The sequence below is a fragment of the Viridibacillus sp. FSL H8-0110 genome (assembly GCF_038003565.1).
Taxonomy (GTDB): domain Bacteria; phylum Bacillota; class Bacilli; order Bacillales_A; family Planococcaceae; genus Viridibacillus; species Viridibacillus arenosi.
In genome coordinates, this window is record NZ_JBBOPJ010000001.1 from 4,371,898 (window position 1) to 4,396,533 (window position 24,636).

Genomic DNA, 24,636 nt, shown 5'->3' on the forward strand with positions numbered 1-24,636 from the left:
GACCTGCCTTACGCAAGCCTTTTTCCCTGTCATTATCCAATTAAAACTAAATTAGCCCTTAAATATATTCTGTATGATACAACTCTACAATAAGCAGATATTCCTACACAAGTTATATTAAATTTATTGTTTTAGTCTTTTTTTACGTCATTGATACTCAAATATATATCTAAAAAATGCTCTTAGTATTTTGGATCATCTAACGCTTGATAATCTTGTTGATATTTACCGCCATCAGCAACTTCTGCATGATATAAAGCTTTCAGGGCATAATTTTTTTCAAGATCCAAAGACTTTTTCAACTCTTTAAATTTTGTATGCAATTCTTTGTTTTCATTTATTAATTGTTGCATTTGTGATTTAATGTATTTCAAAGATTTTCATCTCCTTTCAGATGGTTAATCTATTTAATCAGTATACCACTAATCGTAATGCTTTTTAATGTCCATAATTTGCTTAAATTAAAGCAATAATAGTAATTCAAAGAACAGAAATAATTATAATATGAAGTGGACCGATTTTTTTAAAGTAACTACCAGCGATGAAACGAAACCAATACAACATACGATATTGCTAAAAGATTTTTAATTAAAATGAATATAAACAGCGATTTACAACTACTCTCTAAAACTTCAAGGTATATTTCAACAAGATCTCCTAATGCTACTCTTAATAAACTTCATTTTTTGAAATTAAAGACTTCTCTCCCTTAAGAATCTCTTACATCAAACTCTGTATTTTAAACTTCCCTATAAGATTTTTTATGATTATTACTTGAATATCTACAGAATAAGATGAAAACGCTTATTATCTTTTGACATAAGACCAAAAATGATGTAAATTACTAAAAGACGAACGTTTTATTTATAAGGATAATAATTATTCGGTTTTAGGAGTGTGTTTTATGGAAAATGTATTTGATTACGAAGATATTCAATTGGTTCCTGCAAAATGTATAGTAAATAGTAGATCTGAATGTGACACATCTGTTACTTTAGGTGAACATACATTTAAATTGCCTGTCGTACCTGCAAATATGCAAACAATTATTGACGAAAAAGTAGCCATTCAATTAGCTGAAGATGGATATTTCTATATAATGCATCGTTTTGAACCAGGAAAACGTGCAGATTTCACTAAAGATATGCAAGCTCGCGGATTAATCGCTTCAATTAGCGTTGGAGTAAAAGAAGAAGAGTATGCCTTCATCGAACAATTGGCAGCAGATAAGATTGTTCCTGATTTCATCACAATCGATATTGCACACGGTCATTCAAATGCTGTAATCAATATGATTCAACATATTAAAAAACATTTACCTACTAGCTTTGTAATCGCTGGTAACGTTGGTACACCAGAAGCTGTAAGAGAATTAGAAAACGCTGGCGCTGATGCTACTAAAGTGGGTATTGGACCAGGTAAAGTATGTATAACAAAAATTAAAACTGGCTTTGGTACAGGTGGCTGGCAATTAGCTGCTCTACGCTGGTGTGCAAAAGCTGCTACTAAACCGATTATTGCAGACGGAGGTATCCGTACTAATGGCGATATCGCTAAATCTGTACGCTTCGGTGCTTCAATGGTCATGATTGGTTCATTATTTGCTGGACACGAAGAATCTCCAGGTAAGACTATTGAAAAAGACGGTAAACTTCTTAAAGAATATTTTGGTTCAGCTTCAGAATTCCAAAAAGGTGAGAAGAAAAACGTTGAAGGTAAAAAACTGTATGTTGAACATAAAGGCTCTCTAAAAGATACCCTTACTGAAATGCAACAAGACCTTCAATCATCTATCTCTTATGCTGGCGGCAAAAAACTTGACGCTATCCGTACAGTAGATTACGTTGTCGTTAAAAACTCTATCTTTAATGGTGATAAAACGTACTAAGAACTTGTAAAACATTAAAAACCGCCAAAAAATTTCTTGGCGGTTTTTTTCAATTATCTATATTTGATTACTTTCTACAATTTCAACAAATTTTGTTGAAGCTGGCGATAGAGGAACACTTTTTAAAAAGCATACGCCTATACTCCTTTTTGGGATTTCTTCCATTAAAGGCACTTCATATAAAATTCCTTTATTTAAATAATCTTTGGAAAATTCCTTTGTTACACAAGCTATCCCCAAATTTATTTTTGCAAACTCTAATAATAAATCATGTGAACCCAGTTCAAATTCTGGTGAAATCTTAACACCCTTTGTCATAAGATAATCATCTACATATTTCCTCGAGACAGATTGTTGCTCAAGTAATATTAGTGGCAAATCTACTATTGAAGCAAAGCTAAGTGGCTCCGTAATTGTCTTCATGTATTGTTCTCCACAAACGAATATATCTTGAACATCAATACAAGGTTTAAGCTCTAATGTTGGATCATCAATAGGGAAATTACAGAAGGCAATATCAACTTCTCCCGATTTCAATACTGCACAAAGCTCCATTGTTGTACCATTCATTATTTTAAATTTAATATTTGGGTGCTGATTATGAAAAGCTTCTAAAAAAGGAAGTAAAAAATACTTTGAAATTGTATCGCCCACACCTATTTTCAATTCACCTGTAGTTAAATCTTTAAATTCTAAAAGCTTTTCTTCTCCGACATGAAGTAAGTTAATTGCTGAATTTGCATATTCGAATAATAAGCTACCTTCATACGTTAAAGAAACCCCTTTAGGTGTTCTATTAAATAGGCGGATATCTAGTTCATTTTCTAATTGTTTAATCGCCTGACTAACAGCTGGTTGTGTCATATACAGATCATTTGCGGCTTTTGAAAAACTTGAGCTTTTCCCCACTTTACAAAACACTTTATATAAATCTAATTTACTTACCATATAACCTCACCTTATACCTATCATTTGATATATTAATTTTACTTATACCATTATTGTGAGGTATATTACAAGTTGTGAGTTTTAAAAAATAATAGTAAACAATATAGCAATGAGGAGCGATTATTTTGGAAAGAGTAGTTGGAACAGTTGTACGAGGTCTTCGTGGCCCAATCATCAATCAAGGCGATAGCATTGAAGATATCGTTGTAGAAAGTGTATTAAAAGCATCAGAAGTTGAAGGCTTTAATATTCAAGATAAAGATATCGTAACAGTAACAGAATCAATCGTTGCCCGTGCTCAAGGTAACTATGCTACAATCGATCACATCGCAAAAGATGTTAGTGCGAAATTCGGAGATGACACTGTAGGCGTTATTTTCCCTATCTTAAGCCGTAACCGCTTTGCTATCTGTCTTCGTGGTATTGCAAAAGGCGTTAAAAAAGTTGTTTTAATGCTTAGCTACCCTTCAGATGAAGTAGGTAATCACTTAGTTGACCTTGATACACTTGATGAAAAAGGCGTTAACCCATGGACAGACGTTTTAACTGAAAAACAATTCCGCGAATTATTCGGACATAACAAACACACTTTCACTGGCGTTGATTATATCGATTACTACAAATCACTAGTCGAAGAATACGGTGTTGAATGTGAAGTTATCTTCTCGAACAATCCAAAAACAATTTTAGAATATACTAAGAGTGTATTAACTTGCGATATCCATACAAGATTTAGAACAAAAAGAATTTTAGAAGCTAACGGTGGAGAAAAAATCTACAGCCTAGATAACATCCTAGCTGAATCAATTGATGGTAGTGGTTTCAACGAAAGTTACGGTCTACTAGGATCAAATAAATCAACAGAAAATAGCGTGAAGCTTTTCCCACGTAATTGCCAACCTGTTGTAGATAAAATTCAACAAATGCTGAAAGAAAAAACAGGCAAAAATGTTGAAGTTATGATTTATGGTGATGGCGCATTCAAAGATCCAGTAGGTAAAATTTGGGAGCTTGCTGATCCAGTTGTATCACCTGCTTACACAGCTGGTCTTAATGGCACACCTAATGAAATCAAATTAAAATATCTTGCTGATAATAACTTTGCTGATTTAAGAGGCGAAGAACTTCAAAAAGCTATCTCTGAATACATTGATAATAAAGGAACTGACCTTGTAGGCGCTATGGAAGCACAAGGTACTACACCTCGCCAACTAACTGACCTAATCGGTTCTTTATCTGATTTAACATCAGGCAGTGGTGACAAAGGTACTCCAATGATCTTTATCCAAGGTTACTTTGATAACTATACTAAATAAGATTTAAAGATGATGGGTGAGGCTGTAAGAACTTTAATCAGCACTCTTATCAAAAAAGAGAGAATAGGCAATTGTCTATTCTCTCTTTTTATTTTATCAATCTATTTTCCATAACCTTTCGTAATTCCTTTACAACTAGTTTTTTCATGCTGAAGTAGCCATTCCTTTCTCCACACGCCCCCTGCATAACCTGTTAATTTTCCGTTTGAACCAATAATTCGATGACAAGGTATAACAATACTTAATTTACTTTTTCCATTTGCATTTCCTACTGCTCTAATGGCCTTCTCATTTCCAATTGAAACGGCAATATCTTTATACGCCACTGTTTTTCCGTATGGAATACTTGTTAAGGCGTTCCACACAATTTTTTGAAAGTCTGTCCCTTCATATTTAATAGGAAAAGTAAATTCACGACGCTCCCCTTTAAAATATTCATCAAGTTGAGTATAGCAATTTTCTAAAATAATTGGCGTTTCGTCTTGCTTATTATTTACGGCTCTGTCCTGTTCAGAAAACATAATAGAGCTAATTGCTTCATCTGTACCTGTTATTTCTATCACTCCAATTGGAGATTCATAATCTAATTTATATAACTTACTCATATAAAGACCTCCATAGATAAAAGGTTGCGTATGCTTGCAGCCCTGCCCAATTTGCTGATAGCTCTTTGATTTCATCTATTGTTGGCTTACGCCCTAGGCCTAAATGGATTTTCAGCGCGTTGTGGAGACCGACATCCGTTATTGGAAAGGCAGATGGATGATGTAAGCATTTCATCATCACATAGTCAGCCGACCAAGCCCCTATTCCTCTAATCTTCATTAACGACTTTTGAATTTGTTGATAGTCCTGATACCCAAGTATCAATTCCTTTGTTAATATACCCTTTGTCATTATCTTAGCTACATCAATTACATACTCGGCCTTTCTAACAGAAAATTGCAGTTCCCTTAAATCATCCACAGTTATAGTTGCAATCTTTTCATAGGTCGGGAATAGCCAAAAGGTATCACCCATAAAGGTAAGACTTTCACCAAAGGTCTCAACAAAGCGTTTTTTTATTATGTAAGCAAAAGTTAAATTTATTTGCTGTCCAATAATTGCCCAGGATAGTGCTTCAAATAAATCTGGAATACACATAATCCTTAAACCATAATATTTCTGAACAAAACTCTGTAACACCTTGTCCTGCTTTGCTGCATCATAAAACACACGAAGATCTGTCTCCAAATCAAACCATTCCCATATATAAGATGCCACTTCCTCACGGATTCCTTTCGAGGGCGGAGTAATAGGAAATTCGACAAGAATTATATTTTGAATGCATCCAATTTTACATAAAACTAATTCTTGATTTATTTTTATTAGTTTATATAAATATCCATCTCTTATTTGATGCAATACTTCTTGCTTAGACCTATTTAAGAACAATAAACACTCTTCGAAATTGAATTCTTCAGGTGGATAAATTTCTATATATGATTGGTGATTAATCCAATTCATTTCCACAACTCCTTACCCTTCAAGGCTTCGATATTCACTAGGGGAACAATTCGTTAAACGACGAAATGACTTATAAAAATTGGATGAGCTTTGAAATCCAACTTCATAGCAAATCTCAAGATTCGTGTGACTTGTACTTTTAAGAAGATGCGTTGCCTTATCGATTCGTATTTTTTCTAAATAAGTACGCGGAGTTTCTGAAGTTTCCTGTTTAAATAGACGGTCAAGATGATACGGGCTTATACCGACATGATCAGCAATATCCTGCAATGATATCTTTTGTTTATAGTGATTGACCAAAAAGGTAGTTACAATTCTTACAAGTCCGGTGTGTGGTGAATGCTCAACTTCTGGCTGACATCTCTTACAAGCACGGAATCCGGATTTTTCAACCTCATTGATGTCATAGTAGAACTCTACATTTATTTTTTTAGGCTTCCTTGATTTACAAGAAGGACGGCAATAGATTTTTGTTGTTTTTACTGCGGTAAAAAAAAGCCCATCGTATGTTCGATCACATGCAATAATCTTTTCCCACATTTCTTCAAAAGAAAAATTTAAATTTTTCACCTTTTATTTCACCGCCCTTTCGGATTAATCTTCATATAAAAGTGAAGTATCCTTTAACTCCAGCATTTGTGTCGCATTTTTTTCTAAAAAGGCAATTACTTTATCCGATAAAGCATTTCCAAAACTAAAACGTCTCACGCCTATATCCTTCAGCTTATTACAATTTGTTAAACCAGGTAAAGATAATATATTTAGTGGGGCGTCAATATGAATAACTATTTCTTTAATTTCATCTTCTTTAGTTAAACCTGGGACAAATATTCCGCTAGCCCCACTTTCTACGTACGCTTGTGTTCGATTAATCGTTTCCAAAAGTGGATTTCCCATTTGTAAATAAGTATCCGTTCTAGCATTGATATAAAAGTCTTTAAAACCATTTTGATTTAGAGCTGTTCTGATTTTCGTTAAAAGATTACAGTGATCCTTTAACTCTCTCAATCCTTGTTGGCTTTTTAGAGAATCCTCAATATTAATTCCTGCGACACCAATATCGGCTGTTCTTAGCACATGATTAACAATTATATCAATATCTTCACTATATCCTGCTTCAATATCCGCCGAAACAGGTATCTTTACATTATCTGTAATTGTCTTAATAATTTCTAAATGCCTATCAAAATTAATTAATTCACCATCTGCATATCCAAGTGAGTTGGCAATTCCCCAGCTCGTCGTACCAATTGCTTTGAACCCTACTTTCTCAAGAATTAAAGCAGATAGAAGATCCCAAGCATTTCCCAAAAATAACGGTTCCTCCAACAAATGAAGTTCATTGAACTCTTGAATGGTGGTCATTTCATTTCCTCCTAAAGTGTATTGAATCTCATTTTAACAAGGTATCCACATTCAATTCGTCCTCAATCTTGCTATTATGGTCTAGCAATCAAAAAGGAGAAATCATTGATAATTTCTCCTTTTACCTTAAAAATCAAGTTATATTCATATAATCTCTTTTATTCTGCAATAAGTATCTATTTCAAAGACTACCTATTTTTTTAAGTTAATGATTAAAATAACGATTTATGTCCTAACCAAGATTCTATATCAACGCTACCTTGAACGGCTAATAATCGGTATAAATATCGATAAGGCACTCTATATTTTGTTAAGTCGGGAATTTCCATTACCCTTTCATAACCCTCCTTAAAGTCTTCGACTGATTTTTCATCTAGCACATATTCTAATGCGATAAAATCTAACTCTCTAGGAGCAATAACATATGCTTCCGTATCGACAAGACCAGTGATTTCTCTACCGTCCGATAAAAACTGTGTTGGATCCATATCTACTAGTACAAATGTAGAATATTCAGGGACAGGTAATCCATTGATCAAATTATTTATTTCAGGGAGCATGTTTTTTATTCTTTCTTCTTTAAAGTGAAATCGGGATACTAAATCAAATAAAGCATCTTTCATATGTTGATTAAATTCTTCTAAACTTACTTGATAGCTCCTTGATGGATTACCTACAAAATTTTCTTTATATTGATGAATTTTAGCCAAACCTTCTCCAAAACTTTGCAAAACTGAAGATGGCTGACCAATAAATGACTCGACTATTTGTCCTTTTAGTTTTTCTACAACAACGAATTCTTTTGTTAGGATCCTCCCCTTATCTATTACTTTTGGTATTGATATTGAAGTAAGGTTGCTCAATGTATTATTAACATGTTCTAATTCATAAACTTGCCTTGGGTCAATTCCAAATAACCTTTTACATCCCCACCAAAATTCATTATTAGGATCATCTTTCATTTTAGAAGATCGTACAACCACTTCTTGATTATCTGTTTTAACCAACCATACATCACTAGCGTGGTCTTCATAACCAGGGCTTAATTCCAGCATATCTTTAATTGGCTCTTTAAATAAAAATTGTAAATCCATAAAATCTTCCTACTTTCAAAATACATACTTTACTAATGTATTTTTCTATAACGGCTCTACGTTCTCCTTTATAATTTTTTTCTGAAAAATTATAAGACAAATAAAAATCTTATTTTATAAATATTTCCCTAAAACATGAAATATTACTTGAAAAGTACCTTTACACCATACAAAAGACTTATATTAATGTGCAATTTGTGCGATTTAAAATATTGAAAAAATTAGGGGGCATCATTTACAAAAATAGGTAATAAAGTGTGCGCTTGTAAGATATTATAGAGGATACAAAATTTAAAGGGTAAAACGTAATTATTATTCTATTCTGAGTGAATATAAGGGGGTTCTATCATGTCTAACTTAAATAATCTAAAAGAATTTGAAGAACTTCACGCCGAATTTCAGGGGAAAGTATTAAACTTGAAGTTACTTCTTCAGCAAAATGAAAATGAGCACATTGAAAACAAATAATAATAATAAATATCCTTCACAAACTAATGTTATAAAGAAGGGTATTAGTTATGGAACTTGCCTATCTATGATTATTTCTTATACTACGTATCACTCCATAGGGTGGGCTGTTATACATGGTTGTTTTAGCTGGTTTTACGTTATCTATTACTTAATCAAATATACTCCTGGTTTATTTTAGAAAGTAGAAAAGACCTCTAGCAAGCTCTAGAAGTCTTTTTTTACTTTGAACCATAGATTATTTAATTTCTGCCTCATGGCTATTTTTGAACCACTTCACCTAGCTCTAAAGGCAACGTCACAAAAAATGTAGTCTGTTCACCAAGTTGGCTTTGTACTGAGATTCTGCCATTATGCATGTCTATAATTTTATGCACAATAGAAAGCCCTAAGCCACTGCCCCCGTTTGATACTGCTCTAGATCTATCTGCTTTAAAGAAACGTTCAAATATATGTTTTTGGTCTTCTTCTGTCATTCCTATCCCAGTATCAGTAATAGAAATAGTGACCGTATCATTTTGTTTGAATAAACGAATATAAATCGTTCCTCCATTTGGAGTGAATTTTATACTATTACTAATTAAATTCATCCATACTTGATTCATCAAATCTTCGTCAGCAAAGACTGTGACATTTTCCAAATCGATTTCCATTTCAATATTTTTAGAAATCCATCTAGGCTCACAAAATAAAACGACATTACGTAATTGTTTATCTAATCGAAATTGTTTTGGTTCAAATGGATGATGTTGTGATTCTAATGAAGTTAATTTTAATAAATTATCACTGATTTTCGATAATCGATGGCTTTCCATCTCAATAATTTCTAAATAGTGCTTCCTTTTTTCATCAGTCAAATTAATATTTTTCAAAGCTTTTGCAAAACCATTAATCGATGTTAACGGAGATTGAATTTCATGAGAAACATTGGATATAAACTCTTGACGCATTTTCTCCATTTCTCCTAATTCAATTGCCATATGGTTGATACCGCTAATAAGTTGTCCAAAATGATCTTCGTCATCATCTGATTTTAAGTCTAATTTGACGCTAAAATCCCCTTTCGCAATTCGTCCTAAGGCATCAACAATGGTATCCCAATAATTACGTTGTCTTTTTAATCCAAATAAAAAGAGAATAGTAACAGTACATCCAAAAAGTATAAAAACACCTATTACAGTATTAAATTGTTGCCAAAATCCTTGAGGGTACTTGCCTAGCCAATCATATATATAAGAGGTCACGTGAAAAGAGATAAACGCAAAGAGAGTGTTAATTAAAAGGAAAAGAATAATCACACACAGTAATTTTAATATAATTATCCATTTCTTCATAAGCCTAGTTCCAATCGATAACCGAGCCCCCGGATTGTCCGTATTATGAATTCACTTTTATCTTCTGGGAATCGCTCTCGAAGTCTTTTAATATGAACATCTACCGTACGATCATCACCTTCATAGTCATATCCCCAAATTTCTTCTATCAATTGTTCTCGTGAGAATGTCTTCCCAGGATAACTTGCTAATGTAAATAATAATTCAAATTCCTTTAATCGAAGAGTAATATTTTCTCCTCCATACATTAGCTCATACGTTTCTCGATTCATCCAAACATTTCCCACTTCCACTGTTTGAGATAAAGAAATATGGTAACGCTTTAGGATAGATTTAACTCGAACGATTAACTCTGCTGGCTCAAATGGTTTTACAAGATAATCATCCGTACCCAGATTAAATCCTTTTACTTTTTGAGCGGTTTCCCCTTTTGCAGTCAGCATAAGAATAGGCAAATCGTTATTTAGCCTTCGTATTTCTCGGCATAATTCCCATCCATCCATATTTGGCATCATTATATCCATAATGACCATATCAACTTTTTCCGATTCTAACTTGGACAGTGCATCAACACCGTCCACAGCTTCAAGTATACTTAGTCCTTCATTTTGTAAAAACACACTTACTAATTCTCTAATATGTTCATCATCATCCACAACTAACAGTCTTGTCATGACAACAAATCCCTTCATACTTACTCTTGAATACGTAATTGTTGTTTAGCAAATTCCTTGTACATCTCATGTGATTGGAATAACGCATTATGCGTCCCGCTCCCCGTAATATGGCCCTTCTCAATAAAAATAATATTGTCGGCATCGACAACGGTAGAAAGACGGTGGGCAATAACGAGTGTCGTTCTGCCTTTCATCAAATTGTCTAATGCTTTTTGAACATAAATTTCCGATTTACTATCAAGGCTAGAAGTCGCCTCATCAAGCATTAAAATTTGGGGGTCACGTAATAGTGCTCTAGCAATTGCAATCCGTTGTCGCTGTCCACCTGAAAGTTTGATTCCTCGTTCTCCTACTTCAGTATCAAACTTATCTGGAAGTGCTTGAATAAATTGATCGGCATACGCCATTTTTACGACTTTTTCAAGTTCTGAATCTGTAACCTCTTTTTCTATTCCATAACAAATGTTATCGCGTATTGTTCCGGATATAAGTGCACTTTCCTGAGCAACATACCCAATTTTACGTCTCCAAGAATGTAAAGAAAATGTATCAATAGGTGTATCCCCTAATGTTATGCTTCCCTTTGTAGGTTGATAATACCGTTCTAAGAGAGAAAATGTAGTAGTTTTTCCCCCTCCACTAGGACCAACAATAGCCGTTACTTTACCAGGTTCAATTGTGAAATTAATATCAGATAAAATCGCTTCATTTCCATATGCAAAGTCCACATGATTGACATGAATAGGTTCTTTCACTAGATCTAACTCTTTACCTTCATAGATGTCTTCCTCATCATGTTCAAGTACTGCACTAATACGTTCTGTTGCTCCCATTGCTTTTTGTAATTGCGTAAAGAACATCGTCAATTGCGTCATCGGTATAATAATTTGAATTAAATATAAAATAAATGCAACCATATCGCCAGCTGTTAATGCACCTGAAGAGACACGTACTCCCCCGTACCCAATAACTGCCACAAGCACAATCATAAGGATGAAAGAAATCAATGGTGAAATAAGTGCGTGTATTTTAGCTTCTTTTAAACCAAAATTGAAAAGATTTGTAATGCCTTTTTTTCCACGCTCATATTCTATGTTTTCTGCATTTGAAGCTTTTACTAAACGTGATTCTGGTAATACTTGATTTAACACAGCAGTAAATTTTGCCGTTTCATCTTGCATTCCTTTTGAAATTACATACATTTTCTTACCTAACAACATCAATATCAACATTGCAATTGGAACAGCAACAAGCATTACTAACGTCATTTTCCAATCTAAGAATAGCAAAATCGTAACAGAACCGATAATCGCAATAATGCCAGATAAACAGTTAGCAAGATGCTCTGTAATGAGCTCCTTCACAACAGCAGTATCATTTGTTACACGGCTTAGTGTCTCCCCAGTATCATTCTTATCATAATAAGGTATTGGTAGGTGAAGTAGCTTTTTCCACAAACGATCTCTCAACTTTGCTACTACATGATGACCAACCCGGTTTAACAAATAAATCGAGAGCCCGCTCGCTATTGCTTGGGCAATAAAAGCAATTACTAATAAAATTATTTGCCAATAGTTAAGTGAATCTAGTGAAAACCCATCCACTAATTTTTTTGTAAATAACGGTACGACAAAGCCTACTCCTGTTGTCGCAAAACTCATACAAAGTGCAATAATTAGCAAAAGCTTAGGCGGTTCAGTTTGTTTAATTAACTGAACAAACTGTCGCCAACCCTTTAATTTATTTTCTTTTATATCTTCTTTCATCGTTTATACTCCTCCTTATATATTCTCATACAACGATTTAACGATCTTATAATAGTTACTTTAGCATTTCATTATGAACTCAATATGAAGTGAACGACGGTAGAGAGATTTAATGAAGATGAGCCTCTTATTAATTTTACTATAGATAGAATCTCTTAGTATGTAAGCGAAGATTAATATAACTGGGAAGTGTAAAAGAGATGCAAATGCGAAGTTAGAGCTTCGAAATTAAAATACCATTCATCTTCATAAGTAGATATAAATAGGAAAAAGGAGAAGGCATGCCATCACGAGCGGATGATATCTCTTCTCCTCATATTAAGCGTATTCAATTTCCCTACTATTTAACTGCTACTGTTAAATTGAGCTTTGTTTTATCATATAGAGCTCAGTAGTGGACAATCACTTCATTAAAGTAAAGCTTATTTATCCTTTTTATCTACCACAACATGCTCAAATTTTCCGCCAGATAAATCAATATCAAATGCTTGACCAAAGCCAACTACATAGCGACCTTCTTTTGGCGTAAGCTCAAATAAAGATAGATCTAATCCTCGTAAAACGCCCATCATTGGTGCGCCGTGGTTCTTTTCAAACTTAGCAAAAATTTCTTCATGGCCATCATTTCCTACATTCTCTGCAACACATTGGAAGCGAACTCGCTCACGTGCAAATAAGTTTGGAGAATCTTGTTCATCTGTAATCATCATTATACTAATTAAATTATTGTCTTCAATAAATTTATAATGGTCCGTAATGATACTTATATAAATATAAATCTTCCCATCATGCTGAACATATGGTGCATAACTAGTGAATGGATTACCATTGCTATCTAAGCTACTAATAACAACTGTCTTACACTTTTCGATAAACTGTAAATATTGGTCTTTCTTTTTAGTGATATCAATTTGTTTTACCATTTGTTTGCCTCCTATTATTGAGCAGTTACTTTAGAAATTCCTAATAAGTTTATACGTGGTTTTCCATGCTGAAAATGTGAATCAATGTCACATTCCACTCCATAAACGTTACGAATCATTTCCTGAGTCATTACTTCTTCTGGCGTACCGTAATTTACCACTATTCCCTTGGAAATAACGCATATTTTATCGCTATAAATACTCGCCTGATTTAAATCGTGTAGTACCATTACAACCGTCATGCCTAATTCGCGATTGACGGTATGAACTAATTCTAACAACTGAAGTTGATGAGCAATATCTAAGTAAGTTGTAGGTTCATCAAGCATCAAAATTTTAGGCCTCTGCGCTAATGACATGGCAATCCAGGCCCTCTGCGCTTCTCCACCTGAAAGTGATGCTACTAATCGGTCTTTCAAAGGTGTTAACCCTGTTTTTTCGATGGCCCATTCAACTATGCTTAAATCCTCATCACTCGTACGTTCATACCATTTCTTATGAGGTATACGTCCATATTTCACTAGTTCTTCAACTGTAATATCTGACGGTGGCTCATTTGATTGGAATAAAACACTCATCATTTTTGAAATTGATTTTGTACCTAATGATTGCAAGTCTCTACCATCTAAAAAAACTTTTTCTTTTTGCACTGGAATCAATCTAGACATCGCTTTTAAAGCTGTAGATTTTCCTGAACCATTCGGACCTATAATCGAAACGATTTCGCCTTTTTCTACGTTTATCTCAAAATTATCTAATATTTTTTTCTGATCATAGCTAATATCCAATGATTGAGCTTTTAGCATCTTAAATGTCACCCGCTCTCATTAAATATAAAAAGTAAGGGCCGCCTACCATCGCCATGACGATACCTGCTGGAATATCTAAAGGTGAGAATAGGGACCGTCCAATTGTATCGGCAACTAGCAGAACAACAGCCCCTAATACCATACTCATAGGCATTAGAAGACGATAATTTGAACCGACTATTAATCTAGACATATGTGGCACAATAAGTCCTACAAAACCTAACAATCCTACAATCGATACAGAAATAGCAGCCAAATATACCGCTACTAAGGATAGTACTATTCGAATTCTGTTTGTATTTTCACCTAAGTTTACAGCTACATTTTCACCTAAGTTCAAAATGTTTGCTGAACGAATACAAAATAATGCAGCAATCCAACCAATAATGGAATATGGGAAAAGAATACTTACATCTCCCATTCCTTTCGCTGATAAACTACCGTTCATCCATTGTAAAGCTGAAGGAAGACGATCACTATAAAGAATCGAAAGTAACCCTGTTATTCCACCAAATACTGCATTTACCGCTACTCCTGATAAAATAATCCGAACAGGTGAAATACCATTCTTCTTCCACGCTAATGCATAAACGAGCGTAACAGCTATCAATCCGCCTACTACAGCTGCGAGAGGAATCCACTTACCGAATTCAGGGAATAGTAATAAGATAAATAATACTGTCACTGCAGCACCACTTGATACCCCTGTTAAACCTGGATCTGCCAGAGGATTTCTCATTACTGCTTGTAGCAATGCACCAGATATAGCTAAGTTAATGCCCACTATAGCAGCAATAAGGACTCTAGGTATTCGTAAATCCCAGACGATTGTCTCTGACAATGATTCACCAGAACCGAATATAGTTCTTATCGTTTCCATAGGTGACAGTTGCACACTTCCAATACCGATCGACAGAATCATAAAAATGATTAGTAGAATAGCTGTTATACCTATGCTAAATTTTTTCTTCGGTTTCACTTTCATTACGTCCAACCCTCATCCTAAGTCATATTACTTATATAAAATTTCGTTTAACTGCTCTAATCCTTTTGTTGCTTTTTCAATTGAAGCATAACCAAATACTTCATAGTCAAGTGCTTGAACGCGATCTTCTTTAAAGGCTTGTAATTTCTCCCAAGCGCCATTCTTCTTCACTTCTGCTTTAAACTGTTCTAATGCTGCTGTTGGATCACCGTGTGAAACAAGAAGGATTGCATCTGGATTTGAGGCAACTACATCTTCCATATTCATCGGTACATATGCTTCCGTTGATTTTAACGCTTCATTAACTATATTTGTAGCTCCTAACTTCTTCACTAAACTACCAACATATGTTTTTTCACTCATCAACATGAATGACTCGCCTGAACCAAATAGCACCATAACTTTTGATGAATCTTTACCTTTTACCTCTTCTAATACTGCTGTTTCTTTCTCTTCTAATTGTGAAAGATACGTTTTAGCTGCATCTTCCTTATGTAAAACTTTCCCCATTACTTCAAATGAAATTTTTAGATCTTCATAAGAATCTGTTGGAATATATGCAGTTGCTACTTTACTATTTTTTATTTTCTTATCTAAACTATCTTTAATCGATTCTGGTCCGATTAAGATGTCAGGTTTAAGGCTTACAATTTTCTCTACATCTGGCTCGATAGTAGAACCAATCTGCTCAATTTTATCGAATCCCTCAGGTAATTTATGTGTTGAAGTTGGTATTCCAACTGGTTTTACATCTAAAATATTCATCATTTCTAAAATCGAAACAGAAGTTGTAACAATTGATGTAGGTTGTTCTGCTGGAAATTGTTTCAATAACTTTTCTACTGCTTCTGTATGTTCACTAGAAACCTTTGTATCGCTTTGAGATTTCTCAGCATCACTATTTTGATTAGCTACAACTTTTTCTTTTGTCGTTTCTGGTTCCGCCTTATCTTCTCCGCATCCACCCAAAACAAGTAATGCCGATAAGAATGCCGCTCCATATAAGCCTTTTTTCATTACTAAAAATCCCCCGTCTAATTTTAATTGAAAATAATTATCATTATCAAATAGAAATATATCAAACAATAACTATGTTTACAACTACTTTTTCAAATACTTTCAAAAGAATATGATAACTACAATTAAAATAGACACTATTAAACTATTTAGAACTCAAGGAAATTAAATAAAAAACCGTACTCTATACTTAGAGTACGGTTTCATAGAAATAAATGATAATTTATCTAAAATCAAATGTTGGATGAACTATATTTTTTATAAAATTATCATCAACTACTTAATTTAGGAATTTGAAGCGTTATAATAAACAAAAAAACCGCACCTGCTAACGGTACGGTTTTTTTTGATATATTTAAAATTAATTTTTCACTTAAAAGCATAGAAGTGATAGATATATATCTTTACCACTTTGTTATTAGCAACACTAACATTTTACTTCTTATTGGCCTCATATACCTTTAATAATTTGCCTTTTATAGTCGTATTCTTCATATTTTTCAACACAATTGGACCCTTATCATTTAATATTTCAACATAAGAAAAAGTATCTGTAATTGTAATGATACCTATATCTTCGACTGTCACGCCATTAATTTTGGCAATTGTACCAACAAAATCTACTGCTCTGAGTTTCTTTTTCTTTCCACCATTAAAATATAATTTCATGATTTGCTTGTTTAATTTTTCATTCTTTGCGGCTTTCAACTTCGGTTCTACGTTCATTTTTTCATCAAAATCAGATTTTTTATTTGAAACTTCTTCTTTTGAAGGTACTACCATGTGTGGTATTTTGAAACCAATATATTCTTCAATTTCATTTAAAAATTTATCTTCAAACGGTGTAACTAACGTAAGGGCTTTCCCTTTTTGACCCGCCCGTCCGGTTCTTCCTGTACGGTGAACATAACTTTCTTTCTCTAATGGCAGGTCATAATTGATGACATGCGTAATATTATCAATATCAATTCCTCTAGCGGCTACATCTGTGGCAATTAAATAGCGGAAATCCCCTCGTTTAAAGTCATTCATCACTTCAAGACGAATATCCTGGATCATGCCTCCATGAATTTTATCACAGCTATAGCCTAAATCTGCTAACTGCTCACATAAAGTATCTACTCGATCTTTTGTTCGGCAAAAAATAATACAACTATCGGGATTTTCAACAATCGTTACATCTTTAAGCATTGATAGTTTGTTGCTTTCTTCTACGACAATAAGCGAGTGATCGATTTTATCTGTCGTTAATCCAGTGGCCTTAATTTCAATATCAGTAGGTTTTTTCATGTAATTGAGCGCTAAGCTTTTAACCGCTTCAGGTAAAGTAGCTGAAAATAACATCGTCACTCGTTTTCGAGGTAATTCTTTGATAATGGCTTCCACTTGTTCAATGAATCCCATATTCAACATTTCATCTGCTTCATCAATAACGAGATAACGAATCTGATCTAAAGCTAGTGTACCTTTTTCAATATGATCCATTACACGACCCGGAGTACCAACAACTACATGCGTTTTTTGCTTTAATTCTGTCTTTTGGATGGCAAAAGGTTGTTTGCCATAGACAGCTGTTGCTTTTATTCGTTTAAATCTACCTAAATTTGTGAAATCCTCTTTTACTTGAACCGCAAGTTCTCTTGTTGGTGTCAAAATTAAAGCTTGGGGTTTATTTTCTTTCCAATCAACTAATTCACAAATTGGAATTCCATAAGAAGCCGTCTTACCACTACCCGTTTGAGATTTCACGACAAGATCTTTATTCTCCAACACAAGTGGTATAACTTTACTTTGAACTTCTGTTGGATTTCTGTATTCTAAGCTATTCAGCGCATTTACGATTTCATTACTTAATTTATAATCTTTAAAACTTTCTCCACTCATAACTAAGCCTCATTTTTATATTATTTACTATTTATATTTCCGAAAAGATGATTATCTTATACAAACTTCAATTATACTCGAAATTTTACTTACACATGCAATTCTTCTACTAATTAATATGGCTAAAAGACTTTTAATAATGTACTCAAGATGATTTCTCATCATTTATTGACTTTTCTCATAGACTGTAATGACATTATATTATTTCTCCATACTAACTTTTATAAAAATTACAACGGAATAGGGGAATCAGATGAACAAAAACAAAGTGGACTTATCTGCGGTGATAAGGAAAATACCTGTATTTTTACAATTATTCCTAAATTTTTGTCTAGTTATTTTAGCACTCATTTTGTCATTCTTACTTGTGAAAGAAATAGTTGTGTTCTTTGAGATTTTAATGACTCGCGGCAGTAGTGACTATAAGTTATTCCTCGAAAATATCCTTATCTTCTTTTTGTACTTCGAATTTATCACGATGATTGTAAAATATTTTAAGGAAGATTACCATTTTCCACTTCGATATTTTATATATATTGGCATTACGGCAATGATCCGCCTTATTATTGTTGAGCATGATCACCCAACTGATACACTTATTTATTCACTAATAATTTTAATTCTGATTATTGGTTATTTCATAATCAATATTACGCCACTAGAAAGACCAGTCCATTTATGGTTTTTTAACAAGAAAGAAAAAAAATAGGTATCCCTTATCCATTTAAATTATTTAGTAGCATTATATTGGAAATTCACTGTTCTATTAATATATTCAAAATAGTTATGTAATGGATTTAATTATAGACAAAAGGCTCTTCTCAATATCTCCAAAAAATAAAACAAACCAAGGAATTTTCCCCTTGGTTTGCTTTTTGTTTTATTCTCCCTGAAATTAGATCGTAACTCAGGACAATTATAATCCCATTGTTAATATTAGTTTAAAACTTAAGCATACCACTAGTACGAATCTTAATAGAGGAACTAATTACCACGTATAAATTTTAAAGATTTCTTGAATATCGAATATAAATTGCTAAACAGTTTTTAGATTCAGTTACTTGTTGATTAATCCAATAAGCTATTATTTCATTTAGCTTTTATTTGTTTAATTGTTATCAACACTTAAAATTTCATCCATACTGTATGAAGCTAATTACCAAGCGTTAATCCTCTATATTCCCCGCGGCCAGAAAAACTTAAAGTTGTAGTCACATAGAAGACCTACTTTTCAGCATTATTTATAATATTTAACCAGACTAAAAAGAGTTATAATATCTGCTTTAAGGAAAAAATGTTTAACAATTTAGTTCTATACGCATAAAAAACACACTCGCTAATGCGAATGTGTTTTAATTTATTTTGATAAATCAAATCTTTTATTTAATAAGTAAATAGTGATACCTCCAACAGTCATAGACAATAACTCCCCAATCCCTACTGTTAACCAAGTTGGCCAAAATGGAAGATCATAAAGAATCGTTAATTGTCCTGCAACTGTGAACATTGATATAGCAAAAATCAATGCGGTAATAACCATTTTCAAAATGTCATTTGTTATTTTTTTTGTCACTGCACGACAAAGAATTAATACAAGAAAAGTAGAAATACCACCAATTGGTACATCTAGTATCCAAGTTGGTGACATAAAATTTGCAAGTATTACTCCCACTGTCACTGCCACAACATAGCGCTTGTTATACAATGCCAGATAGTTGAACATCTCAGACAAACGTAGTTGCACTGCTCCAAAACTAATGACTGACAATAAAACAGTCACTGCCACATATACGGCTGCTACAAGTGCCGTCTTTGTAAGCTCACTTACAGAAATTCGTGGTGAATCCTTTGAAAAAGACGTATTCAATTTTAATTCTCCTTTGTAAAATAGCGTATCAGCTATTCTAGTAATAACTACGACCAAAGGAAGAGAGCCTATCGCCCTATCTGAAGTGCCGTAGTGCAAGCTATATTTGCTTACTTGCGTATTATATCAGAAGAATTTAACATTGAACAAGGCTATCTCGCAATCCATCCACCATCAATCGGTACAACAGCACCATGAATATAATCAGATGCTTGACTAGCCAAGTAAAGTGTTAAATTTGCCACTTCACTTGGTTGAGCCCAACGTCCCGCAGGTGTTTCTTTAGCTACCCATTTTGCTATTTCACCATCTCCTTCAAAATCAGCCTTATTCATCGGTGTTTGAATTGCCCCAGGTGCAATCGCATTTGCACGAATTCCTTCTCGACAATAATCTTGATCTAACTGCTTTGTATAACCAACAATTGCATGTTTAGATGCTGTATAAGCTGCACCACCACCGCCTGCCACAAGACCAGCAATTGATGCCATATTAACTATTACACCTGATTTTCGCTTTAACATTTGAGGTAAAATTGCATTCGTTACAAAATAAGTACCCTTTATATTCGTGTTCATAATTTTATCCCAAAGATCCTCATCTGTATCGAGTGTTTTCGCAAATCCATCTAAAACTCCAGCGGTATTCAGTAAAATATCTATTTGCTTGAATTTAGCCATAGCTCCTTCATACGCTTGCACTACATCTGCCTTCTTGCAAACACTACCTATAGAGTAGGCAAAGCGTGCACCATATTTTTGATCAATACTTAATAACCCCCGCTCATCTATATCAAAACCAAATACATTCGCCCCATTCTCTAAAAAAGCAATTGCCTGAGCCTGCCCAATGCCAGATGAAGCACCTGTTACAAATACTGTTTTTCCCGTATATTCTTCAAATTTCAAAACTACACTCCTCATAACAAAAAGCCCATGATTTCTCATGAGCTTTTCCTATTAATCGACGATTATCCAATCTTCTGCTAACAAATCACATACTGTTGGTGTGAACATTGTATAGCCCTCACCTTGTACATTAATTAAAAAGTATGGGTTTAAATTCTCACCATCATGTTCGCTTTGTCCAACAAGCTTTACATACAATTCGGCACCGCCCCAACCTTCGCGAATCACTTTCTCACCAGCTTTTAAGCGTGGTAATACCTCTTCAAAAGTCACTTATACTCATCCTTTATCTCAGTAATATCATGCGTTCTTTATCGGGAAAAGTATACTGGATTGTTTAATTTTTTACAACTAAAGTTTGTACAGTCAAGCTTAACATTGTACTTGATGAATTTCTTAATTATCAATGCACTCTAAGGTTACAAACAAATCTATTTTTAATACATACAAATTTCAAAGAGAGTATTCATAATCACAACTAATGGAAATTTATTGAAATTCACACAGGTTATCAAAATTATATAAAACTTAACTTAGTATCACTTAAATAAAGTGCAATAAATACAGAGCTGCGGAAAACCATTTGCGTGCTGTTTATTTTGTTGTGATAAAAAAATGTATCAATGCCATATTAAGAATAATTCAAAATGAAAGGAGAGATTTAGTATGGGAAGAGACAATAAACAAGGGAAAAGTCATAACAAGGGTACATTACCTCAAACACCTAAAAATCAAAAAATAGTCCCGAACAAGGTAAATGAAGAGTTTTCTCAAGAGTTGGCTGAACTTAATACATTGATTACCAAAAGCAAACGAAAAAAATAGGTGTTTTATTGGTAATTTATATGTATGGAGGAAATCATTTCTCCTTTAATAGAATTTGAATTAAGTTATAATATTTTTGGATGAATTGATGAGTTATTTGGAGAAAGTAATAGAACAACTATCCATTTAAGAAGTTCATTAAAAAATCTGAAATGGATAGTTCAATATCGAAAAAAGAATTCCCTATATAATGATCAAATCATCCCATTGGATTAATATCCAGTGGGATTTTTTTAGGGCTTAGCTTAGCTTAGCTGAAATGAAAAACTTCTTTAAATACCTCAAGGTATATTACAAATAAACAGCGCCAAACTACGCTTATTCATTTATAAAATTCTTTTAAACGAATGATAAGCATAGTAAATATAAAAATTGAATTGGAGGAATATAAGATGAATTTTACACAAGGAGATAAAGTTGTATTAGTTGGTACAGGTGCAGTGGGATCTAGTTATGCGTATGCGTTGATCAATCAAGGCATATGTGAAGAACTTGTACTTGTTGATATAAATGAAGCTAAAACAAAAGCTGATGCAATGGATTTGAATCATGGACTTGTTTACGCACCAATACCTCAAAAAATTAAATATGGGAATTACAGTGATTGTAAAGATGCGGCAATCGTTGTAATTTGTGCAGGGGCAGCACAAAAGCCTGGAGAAACGCGCCTGGATCTTGTAAGTAAAAACCTTGCTATTTTCAAATCTATTGTAGGAAGCATTATGAATTCTGGATTCAATGGCATATTCTTAGTCGCTTCCAATCCAGTAGATATTTTAGCTTATGCAACTTGGAAATACTCTGGTCTGCCAAAAGAAAGAGTTATTGGATCAGGTACAATTTTAGATTCTGCTCGATTCCGCTTTTTATTGGGGGAAGAATTTGGTGTAGCACCAACAAGTGTTCATGCTTATATCATTGGTGAGCACGGCGATTCAGAACTTCCAGTTTGGAGTACTGCTAATATTTCAGGGAAGCTAATTGCAACTGATTTAACTGATCAAAGAAAAGATGAAATTTTCGTTCAAGTTCGCGATGCAGCTTATGAAATTATTGAGTCAAAAGGAGCTACTTATTATGGAATCGCAATGGGGCTAGCTCGAATAACAAAAGCCATTTTACGAAATGAAGAGGTCGTATTACCGGTTGGCTCATTATTAGAAGGAGAATATGGTCACAGCGATGTATACGTTGGTGTTCCGACAATTATTAATCGTTGGGGAAGAAAGAGTATAGTAGAACTTTCTTTAAACCCAGAGGAAAAGGAAAAGTTGGCTAATTCCGTAAAAACATTGAAAGAAGTTCAATCTCCATTTTGGAAGTAATTCCTAAATGGAGTAGGAATTTCTAGCAAAGGAGCCATGGACCATGTTAGTAGAAACTTATAATCCTTTTAATCAACTACTCATTTCCTCAATGGTTGCGGCAATTCCAATTATTGTTTTTATTTTGTGTTTGACTATATTTAAAATGAAAGGTATTTATGCTGCCTTATTAAATTTAGTCATTACCTTTTTTATCGCAATTATGGTATTTAAATTACCTTTTGGCGAATCGGTTGGAAGCGTCATTCAAGGTGCCATTCAAGGAATATGGCCAATTGGTTATATTATTGTCATGGCAGTTTGGTTATATAAAATCTCAGTTGACTCAGGGAAATTTGATGTATTACGCGCAAGTATCGCCGGTATTTCACAAGATCAACGACTGCAGCTACTGCTAATAGGCTTTTGTTTTAATGCATTCCTTGAAGGAGCAGCTGGTTTTGGTGTTCCAATTGCAATTTGCGCGGTACTTTTGGTTTCGTTAGGATTCAAACCTTTGCAAGCAGCTATGCTCTGTCTTATAGCAAATGGTGCCTCTGGAGCGTTTGGCGCAATTGGTATACCTGTCGCAATTACAGGTACATTAAATTTAGAAGGCAATGTAACTGCTATGGACGTTTCAACAATGACGGCACTAACCTTACCAATCATTAATTTTACAATTCCATTCTTACTTATTTTCTTAATTGATGGATTCAAAGGGATTAAAGAAACATTACCAGCTATTCTCGTTGTATCTACCACCTATACGGTGACACAAGCTATTATCACCATTTCTATAGGTCCTGAACTAGCTGATATTATCCCTCCATTACTTGCTATGGGGATTTTGGCTTTATTCTCAAAAAAATGGAGACCAAAAAATATATTCTTACTCAACAACAAAGAACTTAAAATTGAAAAACATACAACTAGTGATGTGATTAAAGCTTGGTCTCCGTTTTATTTATTGAGTTTATTTATCTTAATATGGAGTATTCCACCTTTTAAAGCTTTGTTTGCGGAAGGCGGAGCTCTAGACTTTACAAAAGTAACATTTGGCATACCTGGATCTACATTAAGTTCAAGTATTGAAGTAATAAGTGCAACAGGTACAGCAATATTGCTAGCAGCCTTAACAACTATTTTTACGACAAAAGGCATTGGTTTTGGGCATGGTGTTAAGCTTTTAAGAAGAACAATTTCGGAATTTTGGATTCCTATTGTGATGATTTGTGCCATTCTTGGGATTGCTAAGTTAATGACTTACGCAGGATTAACAAGTGCATTAGGTGAAGCAGTAGCAACTACAGGTAATGCCTTCCCATTTTTATCACCAATACTAGGGTGGATTGGCGTATTTATGACCGGATCAGTTGTTAATAACAATACCTTATTTGCACCAATTCAAGCTACAGCAGGTATCATCATCGGAGTAGATTCTGCTCTATTAGTATCCGCTAATACAGCTGGTGGGGTAATGGCAAAATTAATTTCCCCTCAATCAATTGCCATCGCAACTGCTGCTGTTGGTCAAACTGGTAAGGAATCCGAATTAACTAAAATGACGTTAAAATACAGCGTTGCATTACTCGCATTTGTTTGTATTTGGACATTTATTTTATCCATTTTTTATTAAAATTAGTCAGGGGCTTTCATCGTTACAGGTGAAAGCTCTTTTCTTTTCCACTGATGTGGTCAAATGAACTCAGTGAGATTTAAAAAAACTTCCTACAACTACTAGTAGGAAGT

General features: G+C 33.8%; 24 protein-coding genes. 6 read left to right on the forward strand and 18 right to left on the reverse strand.

Translation table 11 applies throughout. The annotated features are described in order from the left end of the window. Positions 1-182: 182 nt before the first annotated feature. Positions 183-374, reverse strand: coding sequence for a hypothetical protein (locus MHH98_RS21655; protein WP_038178903.1), 192 nt, complete (start codon positions 372-374; stop codon positions 183-185). 530 nt (positions 375-904) lie between these two features. On the opposite strand from MHH98_RS21655, the gene guaC reads away from it, so the two are divergent. Further along, positions 905-1,888, forward strand: a complete 984-nt coding sequence (gene guaC, locus MHH98_RS21660) for a GMP reductase (RefSeq protein ID WP_038178898.1) — start codon at positions 905-907, stop codon at positions 1,886-1,888. A gap of 57 nt (positions 1,889-1,945) precedes the next feature. Here guaC and MHH98_RS21665 read toward each other — a convergent pair whose 3' ends face one another. After that, on the reverse strand, positions 1,946-2,836 hold the full coding sequence (locus tag MHH98_RS21665) for a LysR family transcriptional regulator (RefSeq protein WP_038178897.1): 891 nt from the start codon (positions 2,834-2,836) through the stop codon (positions 1,946-1,948). Between the two features lie 125 nt (positions 2,837-2,961). Between MHH98_RS21665 and MHH98_RS21670 the strand changes: the two genes are divergently transcribed. Then, positions 2,962-4,152: a coenzyme F420-0:L-glutamate ligase gene (locus tag MHH98_RS21670; RefSeq protein ID WP_038178895.1), complete on the forward strand. Its 1,191-nt coding sequence runs from the start codon at positions 2,962-2,964 to the stop codon at positions 4,150-4,152. A 101-nt stretch (positions 4,153-4,253) separates the two neighbouring features. On the opposite strand, the gene MHH98_RS21675 is transcribed toward MHH98_RS21670, so the two are convergent. From MHH98_RS21675 to MHH98_RS21735, 13 genes are all read right to left on the reverse strand, one after another. Further along, a complete protein-coding gene (locus tag MHH98_RS21675; protein WP_340713505.1) occupies positions 4,254-4,757 on the reverse strand; it encodes a methylated-DNA--[protein]-cysteine S-methyltransferase in 504 nt (167 codons plus the stop codon). Beyond that, the gene (locus tag MHH98_RS21680; protein WP_076034967.1) at positions 4,750-5,658 is read right to left on the reverse strand and encodes a DNA-3-methyladenine glycosylase 2; all 909 of its coding nucleotides are present in this window, start codon (positions 5,656-5,658) and stop codon (positions 4,750-4,752) included. Before MHH98_RS21680 ends, MHH98_RS21675 begins: the two co-directional genes overlap by 8 nt. 12 nt (positions 5,659-5,670) lie before the next feature. Next, positions 5,671-6,198: a bifunctional transcriptional activator/DNA repair enzyme AdaA gene (locus tag MHH98_RS21685; RefSeq protein WP_038179170.1), complete on the reverse strand. Its 528-nt coding sequence runs from the start codon at positions 6,196-6,198 to the stop codon at positions 5,671-5,673. Between the two features lie 54 nt (positions 6,199-6,252). Continuing rightward, entirely contained in the window at positions 6,253-7,023 is a 771-nt protein-coding gene (locus MHH98_RS21690) for an isocitrate lyase/PEP mutase family protein (protein WP_076034968.1), read from the reverse strand. Positions 7,024-7,235: 212 nt separating this feature from the next. Further along, positions 7,236-8,117, reverse strand: coding sequence for a phosphotransferase (locus tag MHH98_RS21695; RefSeq protein ID WP_076034969.1), 882 nt, complete (start codon positions 8,115-8,117; stop codon positions 7,236-7,238). A gap of 728 nt (positions 8,118-8,845) precedes the next feature. Next, positions 8,846-9,919 (reverse strand): sensor histidine kinase, encoded by a 1,074-nt coding sequence (locus tag MHH98_RS21700; RefSeq protein WP_143691530.1) that lies wholly within the window; start codon positions 9,917-9,919, stop codon positions 8,846-8,848. Then, the gene (locus MHH98_RS21705) at positions 9,916-10,593 is read right to left on the reverse strand and encodes a response regulator transcription factor (protein WP_038179166.1); all 678 of its coding nucleotides are present in this window, start codon (positions 10,591-10,593) and stop codon (positions 9,916-9,918) included. Before MHH98_RS21705 ends, MHH98_RS21700 begins: the two co-directional genes overlap by 4 nt. A 20-nt stretch (positions 10,594-10,613) precedes the next feature. After that, entirely contained in the window at positions 10,614-12,362 is a 1,749-nt protein-coding gene (locus MHH98_RS21710) for an ABC transporter ATP-binding protein (protein ID WP_076034970.1), read from the reverse strand. A 422-nt stretch (positions 12,363-12,784) separates the two neighbouring features. Next, positions 12,785-13,285 (reverse strand): HugZ family pyridoxamine 5'-phosphate oxidase, encoded by a 501-nt coding sequence (locus tag MHH98_RS21715; protein WP_038178881.1) that lies wholly within the window; start codon positions 13,283-13,285, stop codon positions 12,785-12,787. 14 nt (positions 13,286-13,299) lie between these two features. Beyond that, positions 13,300-14,091 (reverse strand): ABC transporter ATP-binding protein, encoded by a 792-nt coding sequence (locus tag MHH98_RS21720; protein WP_038178879.1) that lies wholly within the window; start codon positions 14,089-14,091, stop codon positions 13,300-13,302. Between the two features lies 1 nt (position 14,092). Next, positions 14,093-15,079, reverse strand: a complete 987-nt coding sequence (locus MHH98_RS21725; RefSeq protein ID WP_038178877.1) for a FecCD family ABC transporter permease — start codon at positions 15,077-15,079, stop codon at positions 14,093-14,095. A 27-nt stretch (positions 15,080-15,106) separates the two neighbouring features. Then, positions 15,107-16,096 carry an ABC transporter substrate-binding protein gene (locus MHH98_RS21730; RefSeq protein ID WP_038178875.1) on the reverse strand — a complete coding sequence of 330 codons (990 nt, stop codon included), beginning with the start codon at positions 16,094-16,096 and terminating at the stop codon, positions 15,107-15,109. Positions 16,097-16,531: 435 nt separating this feature from the next. Beyond that, positions 16,532-17,980 (reverse strand): DEAD/DEAH box helicase, encoded by a 1,449-nt coding sequence (locus MHH98_RS21735; protein ID WP_038178873.1) that lies wholly within the window; start codon positions 17,978-17,980, stop codon positions 16,532-16,534. A 253-nt stretch (positions 17,981-18,233) separates the two neighbouring features. On the opposite strand from MHH98_RS21735, the gene psiE reads away from it, so the two are divergent. Next, positions 18,234-18,689 (forward strand): phosphate-starvation-inducible protein PsiE, encoded by a 456-nt coding sequence (psiE, locus tag MHH98_RS21740; protein WP_051448541.1) that lies wholly within the window; start codon positions 18,234-18,236, stop codon positions 18,687-18,689. 648 nt (positions 18,690-19,337) lie between these two features. On the opposite strand, the gene MHH98_RS21745 is transcribed toward psiE, so the two are convergent. From MHH98_RS21745 to MHH98_RS21755, 3 genes are all read right to left on the reverse strand, one after another. Continuing rightward, a complete protein-coding gene (locus tag MHH98_RS21745) occupies positions 19,338-19,847 on the reverse strand; it encodes a QueT transporter family protein (protein ID WP_051448540.1) in 510 nt (169 codons plus the stop codon). A gap of 152 nt (positions 19,848-19,999) precedes the next feature. Then, on the reverse strand, positions 20,000-20,755 hold the full coding sequence (locus MHH98_RS21750) for a 3-oxoacyl-ACP reductase (RefSeq protein ID WP_038178871.1): 756 nt from the start codon (positions 20,753-20,755) through the stop codon (positions 20,000-20,002). A gap of 51 nt (positions 20,756-20,806) precedes the next feature. Further along, positions 20,807-21,028 carry a DUF2829 domain-containing protein gene (locus MHH98_RS21755; protein ID WP_038178863.1) on the reverse strand — a complete coding sequence of 74 codons (222 nt, stop codon included), beginning with the start codon at positions 21,026-21,028 and terminating at the stop codon, positions 20,807-20,809. A gap of 393 nt (positions 21,029-21,421) precedes the next feature. Between MHH98_RS21755 and MHH98_RS21760 the strand changes: the two genes are divergently transcribed. The 3 genes from MHH98_RS21760 to MHH98_RS21770 all read left to right on the forward strand — a co-directional run bounded on the left by MHH98_RS21760 (position 21,422) and on the right by MHH98_RS21770 (position 24,523). Continuing rightward, on the forward strand, positions 21,422-21,580 hold the full coding sequence (locus tag MHH98_RS21760) for a YfhD family protein (RefSeq protein ID WP_340713506.1): 159 nt from the start codon (positions 21,422-21,424) through the stop codon (positions 21,578-21,580). A gap of 392 nt (positions 21,581-21,972) precedes the next feature. Continuing rightward, positions 21,973-22,905, forward strand: coding sequence for an L-lactate dehydrogenase (locus tag MHH98_RS21765; RefSeq protein ID WP_038178860.1), 933 nt, complete (start codon positions 21,973-21,975; stop codon positions 22,903-22,905). A gap of 43 nt (positions 22,906-22,948) precedes the next feature. Beyond that, a complete protein-coding gene (locus MHH98_RS21770; RefSeq protein ID WP_038178858.1) occupies positions 22,949-24,523 on the forward strand; it encodes an L-lactate permease in 1,575 nt (524 codons plus the stop codon). Positions 24,524-24,636: the final 113 nt, after the last annotated feature.

Bases quoted from the DNA above. Each gene is read 5' to 3' on its own strand.
- MHH98_RS21685 (WP_038179170.1), bottom strand. From the start codon at position 6,198: ATGTGGGAAAAGATTATTGCATGTGATCGAACATACGATGGGCTTTTT.
- MHH98_RS21725 (WP_038178877.1), bottom strand. From the start codon at position 15,079: ATGAAAGTGAAACCGAAGAAAAAATTTAGCATAGGTATAACAGCTATT.
- MHH98_RS21715 (WP_038178881.1), bottom strand. From the start codon at position 13,285: ATGGTAAAACAAATTGATATCACTAAAAAGAAAGACCAATATTTACAG.
- psiE (WP_051448541.1), top strand. From the start codon at position 18,234: ATGAACAAAAACAAAGTGGACTTATCTGCGGTGATAAGGAAAATACCT.
- MHH98_RS21695 (WP_076034969.1), bottom strand. From the start codon at position 8,117: ATGGATTTACAATTTTTATTTAAAGAGCCAATTAAAGATATGCTGGAA.
- MHH98_RS21770 (WP_038178858.1), top strand. From the start codon at position 22,949: ATGTTAGTAGAAACTTATAATCCTTTTAATCAACTACTCATTTCCTCA.
- MHH98_RS21705 (WP_038179166.1), bottom strand. From the start codon at position 10,593: ATGACAAGACTGTTAGTTGTGGATGATGATGAACATATTAGAGAATTA.
- MHH98_RS21730 (WP_038178875.1), bottom strand. From the start codon at position 16,096: ATGAAAAAAGGCTTATATGGAGCGGCATTCTTATCGGCATTACTTGTT.
- MHH98_RS21710 (WP_076034970.1), bottom strand. From the start codon at position 12,362: ATGAAAGAAGATATAAAAGAAAATAAATTAAAGGGTTGGCGACAGTTT.
- MHH98_RS21720 (WP_038178879.1), bottom strand. From the start codon at position 14,091: ATGCTAAAAGCTCAATCATTGGATATTAGCTATGATCAGAAAAAAATA.
- MHH98_RS21700 (WP_143691530.1), bottom strand. From the start codon at position 9,919: ATGAAGAAATGGATAATTATATTAAAATTACTGTGTGTGATTATTCTT.
- MHH98_RS21760 (WP_340713506.1), top strand. From the start codon at position 21,422: ATGGGAAGAGACAATAAACAAGGGAAAAGTCATAACAAGGGTACATTA.
- MHH98_RS21690 (WP_076034968.1), bottom strand. From the start codon at position 7,023: ATGACCACCATTCAAGAGTTCAATGAACTTCATTTGTTGGAGGAACCG.
- guaC (WP_038178898.1), top strand. From the start codon at position 905: ATGGAAAATGTATTTGATTACGAAGATATTCAATTGGTTCCTGCAAAA.
- MHH98_RS21665 (WP_038178897.1), bottom strand. From the start codon at position 2,836: ATGGTAAGTAAATTAGATTTATATAAAGTGTTTTGTAAAGTGGGGAAA.
- MHH98_RS21675 (WP_340713505.1), bottom strand. From the start codon at position 4,757: ATGAGTAAGTTATATAAATTAGATTATGAATCTCCAATTGGAGTGATA.
- MHH98_RS21735 (WP_038178873.1), bottom strand. From the start codon at position 17,980: ATGAGTGGAGAAAGTTTTAAAGATTATAAATTAAGTAATGAAATCGTA.
- MHH98_RS21765 (WP_038178860.1), top strand. From the start codon at position 21,973: ATGAATTTTACACAAGGAGATAAAGTTGTATTAGTTGGTACAGGTGCA.
- MHH98_RS21680 (WP_076034967.1), bottom strand. From the start codon at position 5,658: ATGAATTGGATTAATCACCAATCATATATAGAAATTTATCCACCTGAA.